The sequence below is a fragment of the Shinella zoogloeoides genome (genome assembly GCF_022682305.1).
Taxonomy (GTDB): Bacteria; Pseudomonadota; Alphaproteobacteria; order Rhizobiales; family Rhizobiaceae; genus Shinella; species Shinella zoogloeoides_B.
Genome location: NZ_CP093528.1, coordinates 489267 through 513887 on the forward strand (window position 1 = coordinate 489267; position 24621 = coordinate 513887).

19 protein-coding genes are annotated in these 24621 nt (G+C 62.4%); 13 read left to right on the plus strand and 6 right to left on the minus strand.

Features of this window, described 5'->3' with window-relative positions:
- Positions 1–56: 56 nt before the first annotated feature.
- The 6 genes from phbB to MOE34_RS02480 form a co-directional block, all read right to left on the minus strand.
- Positions 57–803 (minus strand): acetoacetyl-CoA reductase, encoded by a 747-nt coding sequence (gene phbB, locus MOE34_RS02455; protein ID WP_242220596.1) that lies wholly within the window; start codon positions 801–803, stop codon positions 57–59.
- Between the two features lie 3 nt (positions 804–806).
- Entirely contained in the window at positions 807–1259 is a 453-nt protein-coding gene (locus tag MOE34_RS02460) for a phasin family protein (RefSeq protein WP_242220598.1), read from the minus strand.
- Between the two features lie 720 nt (positions 1260–1979).
- Positions 1980–3158: an acetate/propionate family kinase gene (locus MOE34_RS02465; protein WP_242220600.1), complete on the minus strand. Its 1179-nt coding sequence runs from the start codon at positions 3156–3158 to the stop codon at positions 1980–1982.
- Positions 3155–4564: a bifunctional enoyl-CoA hydratase/phosphate acetyltransferase gene (locus MOE34_RS02470; protein WP_242220603.1), complete on the minus strand. Its 1410-nt coding sequence runs from the start codon at positions 4562–4564 to the stop codon at positions 3155–3157. Before MOE34_RS02470 ends, MOE34_RS02465 begins: the two co-directional genes overlap by 4 nt.
- An 8-nt stretch (positions 4565–4572) precedes the next feature.
- Positions 4573–6294 (minus strand): PHA/PHB synthase family protein, encoded by a 1722-nt coding sequence (locus MOE34_RS02475; RefSeq protein ID WP_242220605.1) that lies wholly within the window; start codon positions 6292–6294, stop codon positions 4573–4575.
- Positions 6295–6365: 71 nt separating this feature from the next.
- Complete coding sequence (locus tag MOE34_RS02480; protein ID WP_242220607.1) at positions 6366–6968, minus strand: TetR/AcrR family transcriptional regulator; 603 nt, start codon at positions 6966–6968, stop codon at positions 6366–6368.
- A gap of 335 nt (positions 6969–7303) precedes the next feature.
- Between MOE34_RS02480 and adhP the strand changes: the two genes are divergently transcribed.
- The 13 genes from adhP to MOE34_RS02545 all read left to right on the plus strand — a co-directional run bounded on the left by adhP (position 7304) and on the right by MOE34_RS02545 (position 24580).
- Positions 7304–8332 (plus strand): alcohol dehydrogenase AdhP, encoded by a 1029-nt coding sequence (adhP, locus tag MOE34_RS02485; protein WP_242220609.1) that lies wholly within the window; start codon positions 7304–7306, stop codon positions 8330–8332.
- A 70-nt stretch (positions 8333–8402) separates the two neighbouring features.
- Positions 8403–9599 (plus strand): sodium/glutamate symporter, encoded by a 1197-nt coding sequence (gene gltS / locus MOE34_RS02490; RefSeq protein WP_242220697.1) that lies wholly within the window; start codon positions 8403–8405, stop codon positions 9597–9599.
- A 266-nt stretch (positions 9600–9865) separates the two neighbouring features.
- A complete protein-coding gene (locus MOE34_RS02495) occupies positions 9866–10180 on the plus strand; it encodes a phasin family protein (RefSeq protein WP_242220699.1) in 315 nt (104 codons plus the stop codon).
- Positions 10181–10439: 259 nt separating this feature from the next.
- A complete protein-coding gene (locus MOE34_RS02500; protein WP_242220701.1) occupies positions 10440–11510 on the plus strand; it encodes an HlyD family secretion protein in 1071 nt (356 codons plus the stop codon).
- Positions 11507–14293, plus strand: a complete 2787-nt coding sequence (rbbA, locus tag MOE34_RS02505) for a ribosome-associated ATPase/putative transporter RbbA (RefSeq protein WP_242220703.1) — start codon at positions 11507–11509, stop codon at positions 14291–14293. The genes MOE34_RS02500 and rbbA overlap by 4 nt, the downstream gene beginning before the upstream one ends.
- A 3-nt stretch (positions 14294–14296) precedes the next feature.
- The gene (locus tag MOE34_RS02510; protein WP_242220705.1) at positions 14297–15409 is read left to right on the plus strand and encodes an ABC transporter permease; all 1113 of its coding nucleotides are present in this window, start codon (positions 14297–14299) and stop codon (positions 15407–15409) included.
- A gap of 30 nt (positions 15410–15439) precedes the next feature.
- Entirely contained in the window at positions 15440–16210 is a 771-nt protein-coding gene (locus tag MOE34_RS02515) for a Crp/Fnr family transcriptional regulator (RefSeq protein WP_242220707.1), read from the plus strand.
- 124 nt (positions 16211–16334) lie between these two features.
- Positions 16335–16988: an SH3 domain-containing protein gene (locus MOE34_RS02520; RefSeq protein WP_242220709.1), complete on the plus strand. Its 654-nt coding sequence runs from the start codon at positions 16335–16337 to the stop codon at positions 16986–16988.
- 183 nt (positions 16989–17171) lie between these two features.
- Positions 17172–17885, plus strand: coding sequence for a DUF3313 domain-containing protein (locus MOE34_RS02525; RefSeq protein ID WP_242220710.1), 714 nt, complete (start codon positions 17172–17174; stop codon positions 17883–17885).
- A gap of 201 nt (positions 17886–18086) precedes the next feature.
- The gene (locus tag MOE34_RS02530) at positions 18087–19160 is read left to right on the plus strand and encodes an efflux RND transporter periplasmic adaptor subunit (protein WP_242220712.1); all 1074 of its coding nucleotides are present in this window, start codon (positions 18087–18089) and stop codon (positions 19158–19160) included.
- Positions 19161–19267: 107 nt separating this feature from the next.
- Positions 19268–20248, plus strand: coding sequence for an efflux RND transporter periplasmic adaptor subunit (locus MOE34_RS02535; RefSeq protein WP_242220714.1), 981 nt, complete (start codon positions 19268–19270; stop codon positions 20246–20248).
- Positions 20245–23295 (plus strand): efflux RND transporter permease subunit, encoded by a 3051-nt coding sequence (locus MOE34_RS02540; RefSeq protein ID WP_242220716.1) that lies wholly within the window; start codon positions 20245–20247, stop codon positions 23293–23295. Before MOE34_RS02535 ends, MOE34_RS02540 begins: the two co-directional genes overlap by 4 nt.
- On the plus strand, positions 23279–24580 hold the full coding sequence (locus MOE34_RS02545; protein WP_242220718.1) for an alpha/beta hydrolase: 1302 nt from the start codon (positions 23279–23281) through the stop codon (positions 24578–24580). The genes MOE34_RS02540 and MOE34_RS02545 overlap by 17 nt, the downstream gene beginning before the upstream one ends.
- Positions 24581–24621: the final 41 nt, after the last annotated feature.

Sequence of the window (24621 nt, forward strand, 5' to 3'; positions counted from 1 at the left end):
GATGGCACGCGAGAGACGACGCAGAACCTGATGATGTCCCGCGCGCGCCGAGCGTGTCAGTACATATGCTGACCGCCATTCATCGATATGTTGCTGCCGGTCATGAACGCCGCGGCGTCACTGGCGATGAAAGCGACGAGAGCGGCGATCTCGTCCGGCTGCCCGAGGCGTCCGACGGGAATGCCGGCGACGATCCTGGCAAGGGTATCTTCGGGAACCACAGTCACCATGGTGGTCGCGAGATAGCCGGGCGACACCGTATTCACGGTCACGCCCTTTTTCGCAACTTCCTGCGCCAGCGCCTTGGTGAAGCCGTGCATGCCGGCCTTGGCCGCCGAGTAATTGGTCTGCCCGAACTGCCCTTTGATGCCGTTGATCGACGCGATGTTGATGATCCGGCCCCAGCCGCGATCCGTCATGCCATCGATCAAGTGTTTGGTCACATTGAAAACGGAATCGAGATTGACGCGAAGGACAGCGTCCCAGTTCTCCTTGTCGAGCTTGCCCAGAGTGGCGTCGCGGGTGACGCCGGCATTGTTGACGAGGATATCGACCTGATGACCATCGGCGTGAAGACGCTCGGCCATGCGCTGGCAGGATTTGAAGTCGGCCACGTTGACGTCATAGGAGGTGAAACCGTAACCCTTGTCCCGCTCCGCTGCGAGCCACTCCTTGGCCGGACCCTCATCGCGGGCGTGCGTCACCAGCACCCTGATTCCGGCATCATGGAACGCCCGGGCGATCGCCTCGCCCAAGCCTCCCATCCCGCCCGTAACCAGGGCGGTCTTTTGTTCAGGCATCATGAATCAGGCCGCCTTTCCGCCCTTTGGCGCATCTTTCCCGCCGGGGATCGGGAACAAGGCGCCCCATTGCTTGAAGATGTCCTGGATCGGCTGCCCTGACGTTGCGCCGCCGACGGCTTCGCTGACCGCCCTCTGCCAGCCCTCAATGGCTTCACGCAGACCGTTCGTGAACTCCGTCTGGTTTTTGATGGCGATCTTCGTCAACTCTTGCGTGTCGCCGGCCCGTTGCTGGAGTGCGCGCCAGAAAGTTTCACCTGGAAGGGTGGCAAGGTTTTGCCAGTTTTCGGCCTTGCGCAGGCTTTCGATCTCCGACCTGGATTCCGCGATGGCTTCATCACTCGCTTGGGAGGCGACATCAAGCCAGCGATGGCCACCCTCCTGCAGGAGGCGACCGATCTGGATTTGCAGTTCGGCGTTGGCCTTATAGAGTTTCAAGGGCACAGCATCGGTATTCATTTTCACTTTCCTTTACTTCGTGAATGACCCCTACGGGCGTAACTGGGCCGCTGCAAAAGCCGAGCGAAAGTTGCTGCGGTGAGTGGTCGAGCAAGCTAGCCGTGCCTTCACGAGCGCCCCTAGATGCCCTCAAAATTTAGTTATATTCAGTATTATTAGATCGAAGTAACAGATCACATCCGGCTTCATTTCATTTTACAAAGCGCTTACCTCCGTTGATTTCAATATATGTGAAATCGTGTTTAGCTACGGCCCATTATACTCTTTGTAATCTTTGGTTGACATCTATGTCATCATATGATGACTGATCCTGAAATTAAGTGGGCATGCAGGAGTTTGTCAATAGCAACTAACGTCTTTACGGCGGCGCCAAGCCAGCACGCTTCATAAGCGGCACGTCAGGGGCTGCCCAAGCGTCAGGCGTGGTGGCCCGGAGATCCTCGGTGGGCAAGCTTGAGATATCGACCCCCTACGAAACCAAGGCCATTACTTGATCAAGTGTTGTTCAGCGGGAAACCAACGCGACGCCTTCATCTGGTCCGCTGTGGGCTGTGACGCCCCGGGGCAGTCGGCCGGACGAGCGGCGCGACCCAGTCAGCCAGATGGATGATCACGAGGCTCTCGCCGGCAGCACGGACGTCATCGCGCAACGGCTGTCGTGGGCGCGTCACGTGCATCGCCGACGGCAACCCAGTCCAGAAATCGCAGACTTCCGCCTGTCTACGGCATCAAGCCGGGCAAAGCCTCGGAAGCAATCACCTGCTCCTCGTCCGTCGGAATGATGATCACAGGGATCCGGCTCGCGGCGCTTGTTATGATCGCATGATTGGTGGCGTTCGCGGCGGGATCGAGATCGATGCCCAGCCACATCAGCCGGCTGCAGATGTCGGCCCTGATCGCTGGCTGATGTTCGCCGACGCCGGCCGTGAACACCATCGCGTCGAGACCCCCCATCGTCGCGGCCAGACGCGCAGCTTCTCCGGCTATGCGCAGTGTGAAGAGCTCCAGCGCCTCCTTTGCCTCTGGCGCCTCGCTGGCGAGAAGGTCGCGGCTGTCGGGGCTGATGCCCGAAACGCCGAGCAGTCCGGAGCGGTGGTAGAGCATGTCCTCCAGATCGGCGACCGGCATCCTTTCCTGCGATAGCAAATGCAGAAGCACGCCCGCATCCAGCGCGCCGCACCGTGTCGCCATCGGCACGCCGTCCAGCGTCGAAAACCCCATGCTGGTATCGACGCTTTGGCCGCCTTGCATGGCGCAAAGACTGGCGCCCGAGCCGAGATGGGCAGCGACGATCTTGCCGCCGGCCAGTTGCGGCCAGTTGCGGGCGAGTTCGCTGGCGATGTATGCGTAAGACAGCCCGTGAAACCCGTAGCGCTTGATCCCGCGCTCGTGGAGTGCACGGGGCAAGGCGAAGCGGCGCACCAGATCGTCATTGGTGCGATGAAAGCTCGTGTCGAAGGAGGCTGTCTGGCGAAGGTCCGGCCGCAGCCTTGCGATGGCGCGGATCAAACGAAGAGCTTGCGGCTGATGCAGCGGGGCCAACGCAACGAGCGCCTCCATCTGACGTAGCGAACGGTCATCGATGAGCACCGGGCCCGAGAACACGTCGCCGCCATGCACCACGCGGTGGCCGATCCCGGCCAGGTCGTCGAGCCTGTAGATGCGTGCCAAATGCGTGAACGCTTCGCCGAGCACCTCGTCCAGTTCCTCGCCCGGCTGTGCCTTGAGTTCCATATCGACTTGTCGCTCTCCTTCCAGAAGCCGGAAACGTAGCGGCGTGGTGCGAAAGTCGATGATACCCTTGCCGAGACGCTTGGGATGCCGGCCTTCCACGGCGAACAGGCCGATCTTGACGGTCGACGAGCCGGCGTTGAAAGTGATCAGAAGTCGATCGCTCATGCTGCCGCCCCCGGCATGGATTGTTTGCCGCGGCACACGAGAAGTTTTGCGAGGGCTGCCGAAGCGATCCGCGCGGATAAAGGGTCGGAGCGACTGGTGAGTACGATTGGCACGCGCGCCCCCAGCACGATCCCGGCCGCCGTTGCTCCGGCAAAATAGATAAGCTGCTTGGCAAGCATGTTGCCTGCCTCAAGGTCCGGGACAAGCAGGATGTCGGCCTCGCCGGCTACATCGGAGACGATGCCTTTGGTGCGCGCGGCAGCGATGCTGATCGCGTTGTCGAATGCGAGCGGCCCGTCGACAAGGGCGCCGGCAATCTGACCGCGCGCCGCCATCACGGTCAGGGCGGCCGCATCGAGGGTTGCCGGCATCTTGGCGTTGACGGTTTCGACGGCGGCAAGCACTGCGACGCGTGGTTTGTCGACGCCGAGTGTTCGCAGCAGATCGACCGCGTTCTGGCAGATGTCACGCTTGTGGTCGAGCGTCGGCTGGATGTTGATCGCCGCGTCGGTAACGATCAATGGTTTCCCGTAGGCTGGTACGTCCAGTGCGAAGACATGGCTGATGCGGCGCTCGGTCTTTAGCAAGGATCCAGGCGCGACGATGGCGCCCAGCAACTCGTCGGTGTGCAGGCTGCCTTTGACAAGGACGGCCACTTCGCCTGAAACTACCAGTTCCACGGCACGCGCTGCCGCCGCATGGCTATGGAGCGCCTGTTCGATTGCGATCCCATCGAGGTCGACCTCGGCGGCGTCCGCCGCTGCCCGGATCCTCGCCTCGGGCCCGACAAGAACCGGTTCGAACAATCCTTTTTCACGCACTTCGACGGCGGCAAGGATTGCCTCGGGTGAGCATGGATGCACGATCGCCGCGCGTACCATCGGCAGTTCACGGGCCTGCCGGACGAAGGCGTCGTATCGATCGTGGTGTGCGGTTGGAGGCGTGGACGGGGGCGTGGCCGGCCATTCAATGGATCGTGCCGGCGCGATCACGGTCGCGGTGCCGGTGAGGACTTGCTCGCCTTTTTGGTTCGAGCATGTCGTGTCGAGAACGACAACCCGGCTTGCCGGCGATTTTTCGGTGACGCGAACCGTCGCGGTGATAGTGTCACCTGACAGGACCGGCTTCAGAAAGCGGAACTCCTGTGCCAGATAGCTTGTCCCGGGCCCGGGCAGTTGCGAACCCAGCACTTCGGAAATCAGGGTTCCGGCCCATGCACCATTCATGACGGCGCGATTGAACATGCTCGTCGCTTCGGCAGCGTTGTCGGGCGGCAGATCGCCATCACCCGTTGCCACCGGCGTGTCACTCTCGCTTTTGTCGCCGCTTGCGACCCTGACCAGAGAGGCCGTGTCGCCGAGCTGCAATTCGTCAAATGTTCGATTCCTGAGCGTGCTGGGAACCACGGGTGGCCTCACTTCTGAAAAACATAGGTGCCGGGAGCATCGCAGATGGGTGGAAATCCTGCGTCGGGAGCGCCCATCCCAGGCGCGGCAATGCGTTCAGACAACGAATGCGCCTCGAGCCAACCTTGCCATTGCTCCCACCACGACCCGTCCTTTTGGGTGGCGGCGCCAACCCATTCGTCCGGGCTGAGGCAGAGATCGGCTGTCCGCTTTAAGGCGACGCTGTAGCGTCGGCCGCGATGACCGGGTTCGCTGACGATGCCGGCATTGTGTCCGCCGCTGGTCAATACGAATGTGACGTCGGTATCGGTGATCTGGTGGATCTTGTGGACCGATCGCCACGGAGCGACATGATCGCGCTCGGTGCCGACAACGAACAGGGGCACGCGGATGTTCTGGAGTGCTGCCGGGCGGCCATCGACCATGAAGCGGCCGGTGGCGAGTTCGTTATCGAGATAGAGCCGTTGAAGGTATTGCGTATGCATGCGGTAGGGCATGCGGGTTGAATCCGCGTTCCACGCCATGAGATCGGTCATCGGAGTGCGCTCGCCCATGAGATAGTCGCGCACGAGACGCGACCAGACGAGATCGTTGCTGCGCAGGATCTGGAAGGCTCCGGACATCTGGTCTGACGACAGATAGCCCCGGTTCCACATCATGCTCTCGAGGAAGTGCATCTGGCTGGGATCGATGAAGAGCGCCAGTTCTCCGGGCTCGCTGAAATCCGTCTGGGCTGCCAGGAGGGTGACGGTCGAAAGGCGGTCGTCGCCCACACGGGCCATTGCGGCGGCGGCGATGGAAAGCAGCGTGCCTCCCAGACAATAGCCGGCCGCATTCACCTTGCGGCCGGGCACGATCGCTGCGATCGCATCCAGTGCCGCCATCACGCCCAGTCGCCGGTAGTCGTCGAGCGAAAGGTCGCGGTCGGCGTCCGTCGGATTGCGCCAGGAGACATAGAAGACCGTGTGTCCCCGCTCTACGAGATAGCGGACGAGCGAGTTGTGGGCCGAAAGATCGAGAATGTAGAATTTCATGATCCAGGCAGGCACGATCAGCACCGGCTCGGCGAACACCGTCCCGGTCGCAGGAGAATATTGAAGCAGCTCGATCAGGTGATTGCGATAGACCACCTTTCCAGGTGTGAGGGCGACGTCGCGGCCGGGAAGAAAGGCGTCGGCGCCAATCGGGGGCTGAGCGTTGGCGAGCCGGGTGGCATCCTCCATCCAGTTCTGGAAGCCCGAGACGAAATTCGAGCCTGCGCTCTGGATCGTCCGCTCGATCACCTCGGGATTGGTGAACGGGCTGTTCGAGGGCGACGCCACGTCAAGCAGTTGGCGGGCCACAAAAGAAACGACCTCCTCGTGATGGGGTGTTACCCCCGGCACGGCGCGCGTTGCATCGGACCACCATTGCTGCGCGAGAAGAAAGGTCTGCACATATGCGGCAAACGGCTGCTTGTCCCAGCCCTCGGCCTTGAAGCGATAGTCCGAGGCGAGCGGCTCGATGCACGCCGGTGCTTGGCCGTGAAGACCGACGGCGCCGACATAGGCCGAAAGGCGCGCTCCCTGGCGAATGGCCGTGTCGGCCAGCTCCAGGCGTTTTCCGGGGGCGGACCACATATGCAGCGACCAGTCGAACAAGGCGAGCGTGAGCGCCGCCGGCGACAGTCCGGCCGTCAATCGGGCTGTACAGGCCTCGCGCAACCGGTCCAGGGCACGATATGCTTCCATGCGGGCATCGTGATCATAGCCGCCAGGTGGGGAAGTGGCCGCGCTAAGCCCGCTCTGCACCGTTCCCGCCATCAGCGGCGCGTCTCGTGCGGGACATGTTCGCGAGGAGAGTCGCAGTCCCTTACTTCGACCTCGAGCAGCGTGGCGATCACCTGCTTGACATCCTCTTCCAGAGCACTGCGCTCGCCTTCCAGCAGGGGCTCGGCCTTGATCACGTCCTTGAGAATACCGACACCCGCCAGAAATGCTGCGACCAGCGCGGCACGCCTTCTCGATACCGTCGACAGCTTCCTGACGAGCGGAGCAACGAAATCCTCCTCCAGGAATTCGTTGAGCACCCGCGAGGCTGCTGGACTGGCGAAGGACTGCACCACGATGTCGAGCGCACCGATCTCGTTGGCGCCTTTGCGTGACAGGATCTGGTTCGCCAGGGTGGAGGGCAGGCAGCCATCGTCTTCGGCGAACAGCTGCTCGGGCCGGCCGCTCGCCTTGACGGCCTCGTAGAACAGCTTCTCCTTGGATCCGAAGGAGCGATGGACATAGGCCATGTCCACCCCGACATCGGCGGCGATGTCGCGAAGGCCGGTATCGTCATAGGAATGGGCCGAGAAGCGAAGGATGGCGGCCTTCAGGATGCGGTCGCGCGTCGTGTCGCTGGCGTCCGGGCTGATCACTCGGTTGGGTATTTTTTCTCCTCGCGGCCTCTTGACCGGCTGTCAGGTTTAGCTTCATAGAATACATCAGTCAACGATTGATGACTAAGGTTGTTCCTTCGGGAAGGATGGCGAATTCTCTCCTGTCCAACCCTTAGGCAAAGAATTGTTGAAGGTATCGTCACTCAGGCCAGGCGGCCAGGCTGTATAGGGGCGGTAACGACAAAACAAGGATGCCGCGCGGTTCGATCGTCTTTCCGTCACGATCGCAGGTCGAGTGCCCGGCGCCATACGAATTTCGACAGCGCTGCACTCGATTTACGGCGCCCGGCGTATCCATGGTGAAGGAGAACAGCATGACCAGGACAATGAAGGCTGCGGTGGTCCGGGAGTTTGGAAAACCGCTCGTCATCGAGGAAGCGGCGGTGCCGACACCTGGAGCCGGCCAGATTCTCGTCAAGGTCGCCGCCGCCGGCGTCTGCCACACCGACCTGCATGCGGCCGAAGGGGATTGGCCGGTCAAGCCGAAGCCGCCTTTCATCCCCGGACACGAGGGCGTGGGCCACGTCGTTGCGGTCGGGTCAGGCGTAAAGCATGTCAGGGAAGGTGACCGGGTCGGCGTGCCATGGCTCTACAGCGCCTGCGGCCATTGCCGGCATTGCCTGGGCGGGTGGGAGTCGCTCTGCGAGGAGCAGCAAAACACGGGCTATTCGGTGAATGGAAGCTTCGCGGACTATGTCATCGCCGACCCTGACTATGTCGGCCACCTGCCGGACAATGTCTCCTTCGTCGATATCGCGCCGATCCTCTGCGCCGGCGTCACTGTCTACAAGGGTCTGAAGGTGACCGACACGAAACCGGGTGACTGGGTCGTCATCTCCGGTATTGGCGGGCTTGGACACCTCGCCGTCCAGTATGCCAGGGCCATGGGTCTCAATGTGCTGGCGGTCGATATCGATGACGCCAAGCTCGATCTGGCCAAGCGCCTGGGGGCATCGCTTGCCGTCAATGCACGCAGCGAAGACCCTGTCGCTTTCGTTCGCAAGGAAATCGGCGGGGCCCAGGGCGTCCTCGTCACCGCCGTGTCGCCCAAGGCATTCGAGCAGGCGCTCGGCATGGTCGGGCGCGGAGGCACCTTGTCGCTCAACGGCCTTCCGCCCGGCGAATTTCCGCTGTCGATCTTCGAAACGGTGCTCAACGGCGTCACGATCCGCGGCTCCATCGTCGGCACCCGGCTCGACCTGCAGGAGGCGCTCGATTTTGCCGGCCAAGGCAAGGTCAAGGCGACGGTCGAGACAGAAACGCTCGACAATATCAATGACGTGTTCGCCCGAATGCACAAGGGCGACATCCAGGGCCGTGTCGTGCTCGATTTCGAGGGCTAGCCATTTGCGAGGCATGACCGACAGGGGCGGCGCGGGCCTCGATCTTTCGCGGCGAGCCGGATGGTGATCGATGCAGGTCGATGCCTTTTTGTCCTTCACGATCGCAGTGATCCTGCTTCTCGCCGGCAAAATCGTCACCATGAACGCCGTGGTCCTGCGCCGCTATGCGATCCCGGAGCCGGTTGTCGGCGGCCTGCTTTGCACGGCAGCCGTCGCACTTGTTTTTGCCTTTACCGGCGAGAAGATCGTCTTCGAACTGGGCATGCGCGACTTTCTGCTGCTGCTGTTCTTTGCCGGCATTGGCCTCAAGGCTGATGTGCGGAGCCTTCTGGCCGGAGGCAAGCCGCTGGCGGTCCTGCTTGCGCTCGCCATCGTCTTCATGCTGTTGCAGAATTTCGCGGGCCTGTCGCTTGCGTCCCTGTTCGGGCTCGAGCCGAAAGCCGGTCTGATGGTCGGATCGATCTCGCTGACGGGAGGCGTCGGAACCACGCTCGCCTGGGCGCCGATTTTCACGCAGCGGCTCGGGATCGAGAATGCGCTGGAGCTCGGGATTGCCGCCAACACCGTCGGGCTCATCGCCGCCTGCATTATCGGCGGACCGATCGCCGCCTACCTGATGAAGCGCCACCGGATCGCCGGCAACCAGGATGGCGACCTCGACATCGGCGCGCCGTTCGAGCAGGCGCAGACCAGGCTGGATTATTTCTGCGTCCTTTGGGCCATCCTGGCGCTGAACGTCGCGCTCATGCTCGGATTCGGTATCGAAAAGCTGATCGCACTGACCGGCTTGACCGTCCCGACCTTCGTCAGTTGCCTGGCCGCGGGCATCCTGATTCGCAATCTCATGCCGCTCGCTGTCGGTGCAGCGGTGCGGCGGATCTGGCCAGGCGTCGAGGATGGGCTGGCGCTGGTGTCCGATCTGGCGCTCGGCCTGTTCCTGACGATGGCGCTGATGGGACTGCAACTGTGGCAGCTCGACGGCGTCCTTGTCTTCATCACCGCAGCGCTTGCGATCCAGATCGCCCTGACCGTGCTGTTCACCATCACCGTCGTGTTTCGCCTCATGGGCCGGGACTACGAAGCGGCCGTCATATCGGCCGGTTTCGGCGGCATCACGCTTGGATCGACGGCCACCGCGATCGCCAACATGACGGCTGTCACGCAGCAGCACGGGGCCGCCCACCGGGCGTTCATCATCGTTCCACTCGTTTGCGGCTTCTTCATCGATATCGTCAACGCGTTGATCATTTCCGCCTTTGTCGGCTGAACAGGACTGTTGGGGTGCCGCGCCGGCAGACCGCATGCGACGGCCCTCGATCGCTTGTCGTCGCAACCTGCGTTCGTTGACCTGTCTGGCAATGTTGAAGGGGCCAGTTGGGTCGGCTTTTCGAGTTAATCATCAATCGATGACTAACTGCATCATCACTTGTTGACAAAAAGGTCATCGTTTGATGATATGCGCGCGCAACGCTTGTGCTTCGGCACGCAGCCCTTTTGTTGCATCTGGCAAAGAAATCATCGGAGCACGTGGCTATGGATGCTGGCAAGGAGACGTCTTCTTCCAATTCAACCGGGTCTGGTTTTGGAATGAATTCATTCGATTTCATGAAGGCGGTCTCGTCGGTGCCCGTCAAATTCTATTCCGGGCTGTATCGCGCAGGCCTCGATGCCACGGCACGACTGCTCCAGCAGCAGGCAGATTATCTGCACCAGTTATCGACCATCGACCAGCCCGCCGAGATGATGGCCGCTCACGGCGATCACGTCCGCAAGGTCCTGGCCGGATGGGCGGATGAGGGCAGGCACATCTTCGAACGGGGCATGGCCGATCTCAAACCTGACGCATGATCCGAACGCGAGGTCGTTGCGCGGTGCGAGGGGGCCGGACACTGGCGCGGGGGATGAAGGGGCAGGAGGGGATATAGGCCCTGATTGCAGATCGCCCGCAGCATAACTTCTTTCAACGAGGGGCAGTCCGCGATCGGCCGCGCCCCGCTTTAAACGCACGGCAGGACTTCATGGCGGACAACGTCTCGCGACGTCGCAAATCGGCGCTCACCCAACTTCAGATACTTTTTTGCAACCGAAAAACCGCGGGGTGGACGCAATGGTGAAGTCAGCGAGAAAATGGATCCTGGCGGTTCTTGCAGCCGGCGCGATCGCCGGCGGCTATTATGGTTGGCGGATGTATGACGGTTCGGGGCTGCCGGCCGGGATCGTCGCCGGCAACGGCCGGATCGAGGCGACGGAAATCGATATCTCCGCAAGGACGGCCGGTCGGATCAAGGACATCTTCGCCGACGAAGGCGTCCTCGTGACGGCAGGACAGGTTCTGGCGCAGATGGACACCGACCAGCTTGTGGCGCAACGCCGGCAGGCCGAAGCGTCGCTGCAGCGCGCGGTCATCAGCATCGATACGGCCAGGAGCCTGCTTGCCCAGCGCGAGGCGGAAAAAGAAGCCGCCGCCGCCGTAATCGGGCAACGCGAGGCCGAGCTGGACGCAGCGGAACGAAAGCTGGCCCGAACGGAACAGTTGATCAAGACCAATACCACCTCCCAGCAGATACTCGACGACGATCGGGCCGCCGCACAACGGGCACGGGCAGCCGTCGCTGCTGCGAAGGCATCGCATTCCGCGTCGGACGCGGCGATCGGCGCGGCAAAAGCGCAAATCATCGATGCCGAGGCAGCGGTCGTCGCGGCAAAGGCGGCAATCGAAAGCATATCTGCCGATATCAACGACAGCACGCTCCGGTCGCCGCGTGAGGGACGCGTGCAATATCGCGTCGCGCAGCCCGGCGAGGTCCTGTCCTCCGGCGGCCGTGTCCTCAACCTCGTCGACCTCAGCGACGTCTACATGACCTTCTTTCTTCCGACCGCCCAGGCCGGGCGCATTGCGATCGGCTCCGAGGTGCGGCTCGTTCTCGACGCGGCGCCGCAGGTCGTTATTCCGGCAAGCGTCAGTTTCGTTGCCGATGTCGCCCAGTTCACGCCGAAGACCGTGGAAACGGAGGAAGAGCGGCAGAAGCTGATGTTCAGGATCAAGGCGAAAGTCTCCCCGGACCTGCTTCGCAAATACATCCAGCAGGTCAAGACCGGACTTCCGGGCATGGCTTATGTTCGCGTCGATCCCGCTGCCGAGTGGCCGGAACACCTGACGAGGGCGCTTGTGCAATGACGAAAGCGCCCGATGGCTCGAACGACAACACACGGGCCGCACCGGTCGCGAGCCTGGCGCGTGTCGGATTGTCCTATGGCAAGACGAGAGCGCTCGACGATGTGAGCCTCGATATTCCGCCCGGCATCATGGTCGGCCTGATCGGTCCCGATGGCGTTGGCAAGTCGAGCCTCCTTAGCCTGATCGCCGGCGCCCGCGCGGTCCAGCAGGGGCGGGTCGAGGTGCTGGGCGGCGACATTGCCGACACGAAGCACCGCAATCTGACCTGCCCGCGGATCGCCTACATGCCGCAGGGGCTTGGCAAGAACCTCTATCCAACGCTTTCGGTATTCGAAAACATCGATTTCTTCGGCCGCCTGTTCGGCCAGGACAGGCAGGAGCGGCAGCGCCGCATCGACGATCTGCTCGAGCGCACGGGCCTTGCCCCTTTTCCGGATCGCCCCGCGGGGAAACTTTCGGGCGGCATGAAACAGAAGGTCGGTCTGTGCTGCGCGCTGATCCACGATCCCGATCTTCTCATCCTCGACGAACCGACGACGGGCGTCGATCCTCTGTCGCGCCGGCAGTTCTGGGAACTGATCGACGATATAAGGGGCGAACGCCCGGGAATGAGCGTGATCGTCGCGACCGCCTACATGGAAGAAGCCGAACGCTTCGACTGGCTCGTCGCGATGGATGCCGGGCGCGTGCTTGCGACAGGAACGCCGGCCGAACTGCTGTCGCGAACCGGAGCCGCCAATCTCGACGCCGCCTTTGTCGCTCTTCTGCCAGAAGAAAGGCGGCAGGGTCATCACGAGGTCGTCATACCGCCGAGGCCCGATAAGGGCGAGACCGAGTTTGCGATCGAGGCCGAGCATCTGACCATGCGCTTCGGCGACTTCACGGCTGTCGACAATGTCAGCTTCCAGATTCCGCGCGGCGAGATTTTTGGGTTCCTCGGCTCGAATGGCTGCGGCAAGACCACCACCATGAAAATGCTGACCGGTCTCCTAGCGGCAAGTGAAGGAACGGCGAAGCTGTTCGGACATGAGGTCGATCCGAACGATATCGAGGTGCGGCGAAAGGTCGGCTATATGAGCCAGGCCTTCTCGCTCTACTCCGAGCTAACGGTTCGCCAGAACCTCGACCTGCATGCCCGCCTGTTCAACCTGCCGCCGGACACGATCCCGGCGCGCATCGCCGACATGGCGGCGCGGTTCGATCTCAAGGCGATCATGGACGCATTGCCTGACGCGCTGCCACTGGGTATCCGGCAGAGATTGTCGCTCGCCGTGGCGATGATCCACGCCCCCGACATCCTGATCCTTGACGAGCCGACCTCCGGTGTCGATCCGGTCGCGCGCGACGGCTTTTGGCAGATCCTGTCCGACCTGTCGCGCAATGACGGCGTCACCATCTTCGTCTCCACCCACTTCATGAACGAGGCCGAGCTTTGCGACCGCATTTCGCTCATGCATGCCGGCAAGGTGCTGGTCAGCGATACGCCGAAAGGGATCGTCGAGCAGAAATCCGCAGCCAGTCTCGAAGAAGCCTTCATCACCTATCTGGAGGAAGCGATCGGAAAACAGTCTCCACCTGCGTCCCCCCGACCCACGCAGCGTGAAGAGGCGGATGGAGCAGTGGCGCCCCCCACAGCTCCATCCGCCACCCGCCGCGCCTTCGATCCGCGCCGCATGCTCGCCTACACCCAGCGCGAAGCCCTGGAACTGCGCCGCGATCCGATCCGCGCGACGCTTGCCATTCTCGGCAGTGTCATCCTGATGTTCGTCATCGGCTATGGCATCAACATGGATGTCGAGAACCTGTCCTTCGCCGTGCTCGACCGCGACGATACGACGATCAGCCGCGACTACACGCTTCAGATCGCCGGCTCCCGCTATTTCACAGAAAAGGCGCCGATCACCGACTACAATGACCTCGACCGGCGCATGAGCAATGGCGAACTCAGCCTGGCGCTGGAGATCCCGCCCGGCTTCGGACGCGATGTCTCGCGCGGCAAGAGTGTCGAGATCGGTGCCTGGATCGATGGCGCCTCACCGTCGCGCGCCGAGACCGTCCGCGGCTACGTGCAGGGCATGCACCAGACCTGGCTGACCCAGAAGGCGCGTGAACTCTATGGCGGCGCGGCGACGGTCGGCCAGTTCCAGATCGCGCTCAGATACCGGTACAATCCAGGCGTCGACAGTCTGATCGCCATGGTGCCCGCCGTCATCCCGCTGCTTCTGATGCTGATCCCGTCCATGCTCGCCGTTTTGAGCGTCGTGCGCGAGAAGGAGCTCGGATCCATCGTCAATTTCTACGTGACGCCGGTAACGCGCTTCGAGTTCATCCTCGGCAAGCAACTCCCTTACGTCGCCCTTGCGATGCTGAACTTCGTCATGCTGACGGCATTCGCGGTGATCGTGTTCGGGGTTCCGCTAACGGGAAGTTTCCTGACCCTCGCGTTGGCGGCCCTGCTTTACGTCGTCACCGCCACGGGCATAGGACTGCTGATTTCAAGCTTCATCAGCAGCCAGATCGCCGCGATCTTCGGGACGGCCCTCATCACGCTCATCCCGGCGGTCCAGTATTCGGGCATCATCGATCCGGTTTCCTCGCTCCAGGGCATGGGCGCCTATATCGGCCAGATTTATCCCGCGACCTATTTCGTGACGATCGCCCGCGGCACGTTTTCCAAAGCGCTCGGATTCAACGATCTTGCCGCCTCCTTCATTCCTCTCCTGATCGCCATTCCGGTCCTGACCGGGATGACCGTGGCCTTCCTCAAGAAACAGGCGGCCTGATCGATGCGTCTTGCCAACATCATCCAGCTCGGCGTCAAGGAACTGCGCGGACTTGCCCGCGATCCGATGCTTGCCGTCCTGATCGTCTACGCCTTCACGCTGTCGATCTATACGGCATCGACAGCGATGCCGGAGACGCTCAACAACGCGGCCATCGCCGTGGTCGACGAGGACCAGTCGCCGGTCTCCTCGCGCATCCTCACGGCATTCTATCCGCCTTATTTCTCGATTCCGAAGATCATCTCGCAGCATGAGATGGACCGCCGGATGGACAGCGGCCTCGACACCTTCGCCCTCGACATCCCGCCGAACTTCCAGCGCGACCTGCTCGCCGGCAAGGCGCCGACGATCCAGCTCAACGTCGATGCCACTCGCATGACCCAGGCCTTCAGCGGCGGCGGCTACGTCCAGTCGATTGTTTCTGGCGAAGTGAGCGAGTACCTGAACCGCTACCGGGGAAACACGACCGTTCCGGTCGATCTGGCGCTGCGCTCCCGCTTCAATCCCTCGCTCGACAAGGGCTGGTTCGGGGCGATCAACAACGTGATCTCCTCGATCACCATGCTGTCGATCGTATTGACCGGTGCGGCGTTGATCCGCGAGCGCGAGCACGGCACGATCGAGCACCTGCTCGTCATGCCGATCACCCCGACAGAGATCATGATCAGCAAGATCTGGTCGATGGGCCTGGTGGTGCTGGTCGCCTCGACAGTTTCGCTCGTCTTCATCGTACAGGGCCTGCTCAAGGTGCCCATTCAAGGGTCGCTTATCCTGTTTTTCGCGGGCACGGTGCTGCAGCTCTTGGCCACAACGTCACTGGGAATCTTCCTGGCCACCATTGCCGGATCCATGCCGCAGTTCGGTCTTCTGCTGATGCTGACCCTTCTTCCGTTGCGCGTCCTGTCGGGCGGTGTCACGCCGCGGGAGAGCATGCCGCAGATCATCCAGGACATCATGCTCGCCGCACCCGACACCCACTTCGTCATCCTTGCGCAGGCGATCCTGTTTCGTGGAGCCGGCCTCGATGTCGTCTGGCCGCAGTTCCTGGCGTTGCTGATCATCGGGGTCGTGCTGTTCGCCTTCTCGCTGCACCGGTTCAGACAGTTCCTGCGCTAGAGATTGAGGCCTTTGGCGATGCCCCCTTCGATGCAAAAACCAGACTTTGGCGGTGAGCAGCCCCTGTCGCACTGCCATCGCACGCAACATGCAGTCGGCATTCTCTCCGCAAATGGCTGGTTCGCATCGAAGCCTCTCGAATGGCAGCGCGAACTCTGCCGCGCCGGACGGCGGGTCGCACTGGCGCCCGGCCAATGGATCTATGGCCAGGGCGACGAAACCAACGGACTTTGCGCCGTGCTCGAAGGGGCCTTGAGGCTCGAGGCGCCTCTTGCGTGCGGTCATGATGCTCTTCTGGCGATCCTTTCGCCGCCGGCAATATTCGGCCTCACGACAAACAGCGGATTAACCTCGCGCCTGGCAACGGCGCGCGCCGCACGGCAGACCACGGTCCTCCTGTTTTCCAACAGCGCGCTTGAGCAATTGGCGGCACGGTTTCCTCAAACCACGCAGGCGCTCAATGACCTGCAAGGGCAGCAACTGGGCATGCTCGTGCGACTGGCGGCGCATCTTCTGGTCTCGCCACCGCTCGGCCGCATTGCCTATCGTCTCGATCAGGTCGCCTCTAACGGCGTCGCATCGGTGAGCCAGTCCGATCTTGCCGAGCTTTGCGGTCTTGCCCGGAAAATCGTCAATGCCCATCTGGCAAGGCTCGAGGCAGACGGCGTCATCCAGCGCGGCTATCGCGAGATCAGGATCCTTCGACCGCGGGCGCTCGAAGCCCTGATATGCTCTGCGGATGCAATGCCGCAGCTGTCGGGTCGCGGCGGTGGCGGTGAGATGACCGCGACTGGCGCATAAATCTCGACGAGATTGTCCCGATCGGTACAATCATTGCAATGATCTTCCGCTAGATTGGTCATCAACTGATGACAATTCTTTTATCTGAGGTCCGGCTTCAGGCCGCACATCGGGAGGTCTATCGATGTTCAATTCCAATGCTTTTACTGCCTTGCGCCGGGCCTTGTCGCTCCGCACCCTTCTTCTGATGTTGCTTTCGGCGGTTCCGCTCGCCCTGGCTCCTGTTACGGCTCATGCGGCAACACGTGGCGCGACGATCGCAAACGTCAATCTGCGGGCCGGGCCTGGCACGTGGTATCCGGTGGTCATCACCATGCCGCCAAGCGCGGCTCTGACCATCTACGGATGCATCGATTCAGGTCCCTGGTGCGATGTCTCCTGGGCGGGCGCACGTGGATGGGTTTCCTCGAACTATATCGGCATCCGTTACCAGGGGCAGGACGTGACACTGTCGCCAGCGATCATTCCGATGATCGGCCTGACCGTTGTCGCCTTCAACCAAGCCTACTGGAACAACCACTACGCCAGCCAGCCGTGGCATGGAAACTGGAACACCTATTATCGACGCGGCGCTGCTTATGGTGGCCCCGGTTATGGTGGTGCTGGCCGAGGTGGCTGCGTTGGAGCCGCATGCGGCGGTTCGGCCGTCGTTCGCGGCCCTTACGGCGGAGGCGCGGCCGCACGTGGAATCTGCGGTCCGGACCGTTGCGCCGGGGGCGCCATCGGCCGCTATCCGGGCGGCGGCTTCGAAGTCCGTCGCGGCATCATCGACCGTTGAATGATTGAGGCGTGGCCGGAGGGCTCGCCAAAACTGCGCCTCTCCGCGTTAGGTCTCAGCTCGCATGCAACCCAGCCATCAAGCCGGGCCATTGGGGCAAACCTTTGCGCTCGGCCAGGGCCGACCATTGAAACGGCACGTCGTGCCGTCGGGCAACAACTGAACCGAAAGAAGAGATTGCCGATGACAGGAACCGACCATTCCATCAGACGCGCCTGCGGCGGCCGGCCAACGGGTCCGACTTTCCGGATGCGCGGCCTGGTGGCTTTCGCGGCCATCGCCGTCATCTCTGGCTGCGCAACCACGCCGCCGCCCTCGGTTGCGTTGTCCTCCTCTGCACTTTTGCGTCCGACCTCGGACAAGAGCAAGCCCTACGCCTATCGCCGGGCGGATGTGAATTTTGCAGCCTATGGTCGCGTCCTCGTTCCGCCCACAGAGATTTACGCCGGTCCGGATGCGCAGTTCGGCAAGATGTCGGCTGCCGATCGTCAAGCGCTCGCCGTCTACATGCATCAGGAGTTTTCCAGGGTGCTCGGTCGTCGGCTTCAAATCGCCGGGCAGCCGGGCCCGGGCACGTTGCGCGCAAGGCTGACCTTGACCGGAGCGGAAGCAAGCACGCCGGTTCTGTCCACCGTCTCGCATGTTCTGCCAGTCGGCCTTGTCGTCAATGCGGGCGCGCAGGCGACCGGCGGGCGCGGCACATTCTCAGGCTGGGTCTCCTACGCCGTCGAGATCGAGGACGCCCATACCGGCACTCTGCTCTATGCCCATGTCGCCAACAGGAGCGCCAACGCGCTCGACATCACCGCCAATTTCGGGCCGCTCGACGCGGCAAAGGCGGGCGTGCGCTCGGCAGCCGACAAGCTGGACAAGGAGCTCGCCGGCGCAACGCGATAACGACAATGGGCGCCCGATCCGCTTCGCCGGATGGCCGCGAACACGCGCAAAACGCGCCACGATCGGCCTGGCGGATCGGCTTCTGCCGTTCCACGCCGATCCGGCGCATCCAAGCCTTTGACAGGAGACCACGTTCTGACCGGAGCTTATTCGAAGACGCAGGAACGCCCAGTTGCAATCTGCCCTGAAACCTGGCGCCGATTGATCGGCCTGACCCGACTGTTCGGTATCTGCCTGACCGGCATGTTGCTCGTCGCATGCGACGATGGTGCCAGGACGGCAGAGCCTTCCCCCCAATCGATCCGGGTGATTAAAGCCGCCGTGCGTGAGCAGCAGCGCGGCGCTGACGTCACCGGTGAGGTGCGCGCCCGTATCCAGACGGATCTTGCCTTCAGGGCAGCCGGGAAGGTGGTGGACAGGCGGGCAGATGTCGGCTCCCGTGTCAGTGCCGGAGATGTGCTGGCGCGCATCGACGACACGGAGCAACGCGCTGACGTTTTATCGGCGCAAGCCGGCCTCGTGGCGGCACAGGCGACACTCAATCAAAAGACGCTCGCCTACCAGCGTTATGCAGCGCTCGTGGAATCGCGCGCAATCGCCCAGGCGACCTACGATCAGGCGAAGGAAGAACTGGCGACGGCGCAGGGCACATTGGAATCTGCCCAGGCATCGCTGGCGATCGTGCAGGACGCACTCTCCCACACTGAGCTCAAGGCCGACGCGGACGGGATCATCATCGCCCGTAACATCGAAGTCGGCCAGGTCGTGTCCGCCGCACAGCCTGCCTTCACGCTCGCCCATGACGGGCCGCGCGAGGCGTGGTTCGATGTCTTCGAGGCCTTTTTCCTGTCCGGCCAGCCAGCCGACAAGGCGACGATCGCGCCAGTTTCCGATCCCGACGGCGGCGTCACCGCAGCACTTCGCGAGATCGCCCCCGTCATCGACACCACCACCGGAACGATCCGGGTCAAGATGGCGCTTGCGCCCGATGTTGCCTGGTCGCTGGGAACGCCCGTCGTCGGCCGCTTCCGAACGCCGTCTGTCGCAGCCATCACCTTGCCCTGGAGCGCGATGACGTCCACCGATGGCAAGCCTGCCGTCTGGATCGTCAATGCACAGACCCGCGCCGTCGAGTTGCGGCCGGTCACCGTTGCGGACTACCGGACCGGTGAATTCTCGATCGCCGAAGGTGTTTCTGCGAGCGAGCTCGTCGTCGCCGAAGGCGGAAAGTTCCTGCGGCCGGGCCAGACAGTCGCCTGGGAGGCTAGTCGATGAGGCGGCTCCTTCCAGCTATTGTGCTTCTTGGCGCAGCGGCGATCCTGTCGCCCTCAGTATCCCGTTCTGATGCCCCACAGGATGTTGTGCCAAGACCGGTGATCTGGATGACGGCCACGCCGGAACGGGCCGGCACCTTGAGCTTCGCCGGCGTCATACAGCCGCGCGTCGAGACCGAACTCGCTTTCCGCACGCTGGGCCGCGTCATTGCGAGAAAGGTCGAGGCAGGCGACGTCGTCAAAAAGGGAGACGTGCTCGCACTGATCGATCCGCTTGCGCTGCAGCTTGCCGTCACCGGCGCCCAGGCCGAGCTGCGCAACGCCAGCGCGCAACTCGAGAACGCGACGATCACCGAGCGGCGCAAGCGCGTGCTCGTCTCCACCAACAGTGCAAGCTCCGCCGATCTCGAACTTGCCGAGCAGGGCCTCAAATCAGCGCAGGCAAACATGACGAAAGCCGAGGCGAATCTCGCCAAGGCGAGGGAACAACTTGGCTACGCGGAGCTGAAGGCCGAGTTCGACGGCGTCATTACCTCGACCTCCGTGGAAGTCGGACAGACGACGACGGCCGGCCAGGCAGTCCTGAAGCTTGCGCGTCTCGATCAGCGCGATGTCGTGATCGACGTGTCCGAGGGGCAGCTCGCGCAGATCCGCTCGGCAAACCGCGTCGATGTGGCGCTCCAGCTCGACGGGCGGCTGCGTACCTCCGGATCGATCCGCGAGATCGCCCCGCAAGCCGATGCCGAAACCCGCACCCACAGGGTGAAGATTGCCGTGGACGAGGCTCCCGCCGTCTTCCGCTTCGGCTCGGTGGTGACCGCCGCCTTCTCCAACGGGGCCGGCGACAGCGCCATCGTCCTTCCCCGCTCCGCGATCACCTTCAGGGATGGCGCCGCGGACGTGTGGGTCATCGATGAGGCGACGCTCACCGTCTCACGTCGACCGGTCGGGCTCGAGGCAAGCGAAGCGGGCAGCTCCCAGGTCAGGGTTAACAGGGGACTCGACACTGGCGAAAAGGTCGTTGTTGCCGGTGGCGACCAACTTCAGGAGGGACAGAAAACCAGACTTGGACAGGAGATGCACCGGTGAAAAACTTTAATCTTTCCGACTGGGCGCTCGAACACCGCTCCTTCGTCTGGTACTTCATGATCGCCTTTTCGATCGCCGGAATGTACGCCTATCTCAGCCTGGGACGGGAGGAGGATCCCTCCTTCACCATCAAGACGATGGTGATCCAGGCGCAATGGCCCGGCGCGTCGGCTGAAGAGGTCGCAGAGCAGATCAGCGACCGCATCGAAAAGAAGCTCCAGGAACTCGACAGCCTGGACCGGACGCGCAGTCTCACGACGGCCGGCAGAACGACGATATTCGTCGACTTGCTTCCGACCACAAAAGCGAGGGAAATTCAGCCCACCTGGCAGCGCGTTCGCAACATGATCGGCGATATCCAGCAGCAATTTCCCGCCGGTGTCGTCGGACCGTTTTTCAACGACCAGTTCGGCGACGTCTATGGAAACATCTTCGCCTTCACCGCTGAAAACCTCAACCAGAGACAATTGCGCGATCTGGTCGAGGACGCCCGCAAAAGCGTGCTGGCCGTGCCCAATGTCGGCAAGGTCGACATCATCGGTGCGCAGGACGAAGTGATCTATCTCGAATTCTCCCCGCGCAAGATCGCAGCCCTCGGCATCAATCAATCCGACATCGTCGAGACACTCAGGGAACAAAACGCCGTCACACAGTCCGGTATCGTCCAGGCGGGGCCGGAACGGGTTGCATTGCGCGTCGGCGGACGTTTCATCTCCGAAGAGAGCCTGCGCGCCATCAATCTGCGCATCAACGACCGCTTCTTTCCGCTGACCGACGTCGCAACCGTGACGCGCGGGTATGTCGATCCTCCATCCTCACTGTTCCGCTTCAACGGCAAGCCGGCGATCGGGCTGGCGATCGGCATGAAGACCGGCGGCAATCTGCTGGAGTTCGGCGCCGCGCTCGACACGATGATGACCCGTATTGTCCAGGACCTCCCTCTTGGAGTGTCCGTCGATCATGTGTCCGATCAGCCCGCGGTGGTCGACCAGGCCGTTTCAGGTTTCACCAAGGCGCTGTTCGAGGCCGTCGCAATCGTGCTCGCCATCAGCTTCATCAGTCTTGGCCTACGCGCCGGGTTGGTCGTCGCGATCTCCATTCCGCTCGTGCTCGCCATCACCTTCATGGTGATGCAGTATTCAGGCATTTCCCTGCAACGCATCTCGCTCGGCGCCCTCATCATCGCTCTCGGCCTTCTGGTCGACGACGCGATGATCGCCGTCGAGATGATGGTTGCCCGGCTCGAGGCGGGCGACACATTGCGAAAAGCCGCAACCTACGTCTACACTTCGACCGCCTTCCCGATGCTCACCGGCACGCTTGTCACCGTCGCGGGCTTTCTGCCGATCGGCTTCAACAACAGCAATGCCGGCGAGTTCACGTTCACGCTCTTCGTCGTGCTCGCGGTCTCGCTGACCGTGTCCTGGATCGTCGCCGTCCTGTTCACGCCGCTACTCGGCGTGACGATCCTGCCGAAGACGATGAAGAAACACGCCGAGCACAAGAGCCGCTTCGGCGCCGTCTTCTCCTGGCTGCTTCAACTCTGCCTGCGTTTCCGCAGGACCACCATCATCGTGACGATCGCCGCGTTCGGCCTGTCCGTCGCCGGCATGTCGCTTGTCCAGCAGCAGTTCTTTCCCACGTCGGATCGTCCGGAACTGATCGTCGACTGGAACCTGCCGCAGAACAGCTCCATTGCTGAAACAAATCGGCAGATGGCCGTCTTCGAGCGTGAAAAGCTTGTCGGGAACACCGACATCGATCACTGGTCGAGCTTTGTCGGTCGCGGAGCGCCGCGCTTCGTTCTGACGTTCGATGTCCAGCCTGACGATCCGACCTTCGGCCAGATGGTCATCGTCACAAAGGGGCTTGAGGCTCGCGACCGTCTGAAAACCGACCTGCAGGCCTATCTTCATAAGACCTTTCCAGGCACCGACGCTTTCGTGAAGGTCCTGGATATCGGACCGCCGGTCGGACGACCCGTCCAGTACCGCATCTCCGGTCCAGACATCCAGAAAGTCCGCGAACTCGCGCAGAAAACGGCGGGCATCGTCATGTCGCACCCGTCATTGACCGGGCTCGTCTTCGACTGGAACGAGCCGGCGCGCGTCGTCAAGGTCGATGTTCTCCAGGACAAGGCGCGCCAACTCGGCGTCTCGTCTGAAGACATCGCGACCGCTCTCAACGGCGTCGTCCAGGGCGCGACCGTAACCCAGGTGCGCGACGCGATCTACCTGATCAATGTCGTCGGGCGTGCCCAGGCGGCCGAGCGGGCCTCGATCGACGGCCTCGTCGACCTGCAGCTTCCGACAAGCAGCGGCAAGGCCATCCCGCTCTCGTCCGTCGCCCGCTTCGACTACGATCTCGAACAACCGACGATCTGGCGGCGCAACCGCATCCCCACGATCACGATCAAGGCCGGCATCAACGACAGCACCCAGCCTGCGACGGTCGTCGGGCAACTTGGATCGAAGATCGACGAACTGAAAGCGTCGCTTCCGCCGGGATACGATGTCGCGGTCGGCGGGACGGTGGAAGAAAGCGCCAAATCGCAGGCGCCGATTATCAAGGTGGTCCCGGTCATGATCTTCGTCATGACGACGCTCCTGATGACCCAGCTTCAAAGCTTCCACCGATTGTTCCTGGTGTTCTCGGTCGCGCCGCTTGCCTTGATCGGGGTTGTCGGCGCTCTGGTGCTGAGCCGTGCGCCGCTTGGCTTCGTCGCGATCCTCGGCGTTCTCGCCCTGATCGGCATCCTGATCCGCAACTCGGTGATCCTGATCGTCCAGATAGAAGACCTGCGCAAGGCCGGAACGCCGCCCTGGAAAGCCGTCGTGGAGGCAACCGAACACCGCATGCGACCGATCATGCTAACGGCTGCGGCGGCAACCCTGGCGCTGATCCCGATCTCGCATGAGGTGTTCTGGGGGCCGATGGCCTACGCCATGATGGGCGGCATCGTCGTAGGAACCGTCCTGACCCTGCTGTTCCTTCCCGCCCTCTATGTGACCTGGTTCAGGATCCCGCGCGATGTCGAAAGCAAGTGAACTCGCGCCGCCGCGGCGACCTCTGCAGCTGGATATCCTTGATGTGCGGCAAGCCCGCCCCCTCAACGCCTTTGCCTGGCGGCGCGTCCTGGCGCTCCCGCTTGTACTGTCATTGCTCGCGGGCTGCGCGGGACGCCCTGAAAATGTCCTTCAGCCCGTTGCCCTTACGAGCAACGATACAAGCCGTGTCGACATGCTGGTCGCGACCACCCGAAAGCCCGCCGACGATCCCGGCCGGCTCTATTCCGGCGAGCGCGGCACGGCGATCTCGCTCAACAACCTCACCGTTTCCATACCGCCGGACGCAAGGAGGAAGGTTGGCGAGGTCCAATGGCCAAAGCGCGTGCCTGCGGATCCCGAGAAAGAGTTTGCCGTGCTGAAGGTCGAGAAAGTCGCCTCCGAACAGCAAGCGCTCGGCTGGTTTCGCAAGAACCGGAACGCGAAGCGGCAGGTGATTATCTTCGTGCACGGTTTCAACAACACCTATGCCGATGCGGTCTTTCGTTTCGCGCAAATCGCCCATGACGCGGGAACGGACGCTGCCCCCATCCTGTTCACCTGGCCCTCCCGCGCCAGCGTCTTCGGCTATATCTACGACAAGGAAAGCACCAATTATTCGCGCAGGGCGCTCGAGGATCTGATTATTCAGGCGTCTTCAAGCCCTGACGTCGGCGACATCACCATCCTTGCCCATTCCATGGGAAGCTGGTTGACGACGGAGGCTCTGCGCGGGGTCGCCATGCGCGAACAAGCGATACCGGTAAAAGTCCGCAATGTGGTTCTGGCATCGCCGGATATCGATGTCGATGTGTTCCGACGGCAGTTGATCGAGATGGGACCTAAGCGACCGCAGTTCACGATCTTCGCCTCAACCCGCGACCGGGCCTTGCAGGTGTCGCAGCGGATCTCAGGGGGTGTCAGCCGGGTCGGCAGCGTCGACACCACCCCTTATGCCGGCATGCTCAAGCAACTCGGGATCACGGTGATCGACACGAGCGCCGCCGGGTCCAACGACGCGCTCGGTCACAACGCCTTTGCCGACAGCCCTGAGATCATATCGCTCCTCGGCAAACGTCTCGCCGGCCAGTCCCTGGAGGGTGGTCAGGTGACGCTGGCCGATCATGTCGGTCTTGCCGCAATCGGCACGGTCAATCTGGCCGGATCCGCAGCCAGGACCGTCGTCGCGGCGCCAATGTCGGTGGTCAGCCCCGAGGCACGCAAGATGTTGCGGCAGGAATTTTATGGAAAACCGGCTGCACTTATTGACGGCCAGATCGCCTACTGAGGTTTTGACGTGATTAGCCGAACCCGTTTGCGATCTTCAAA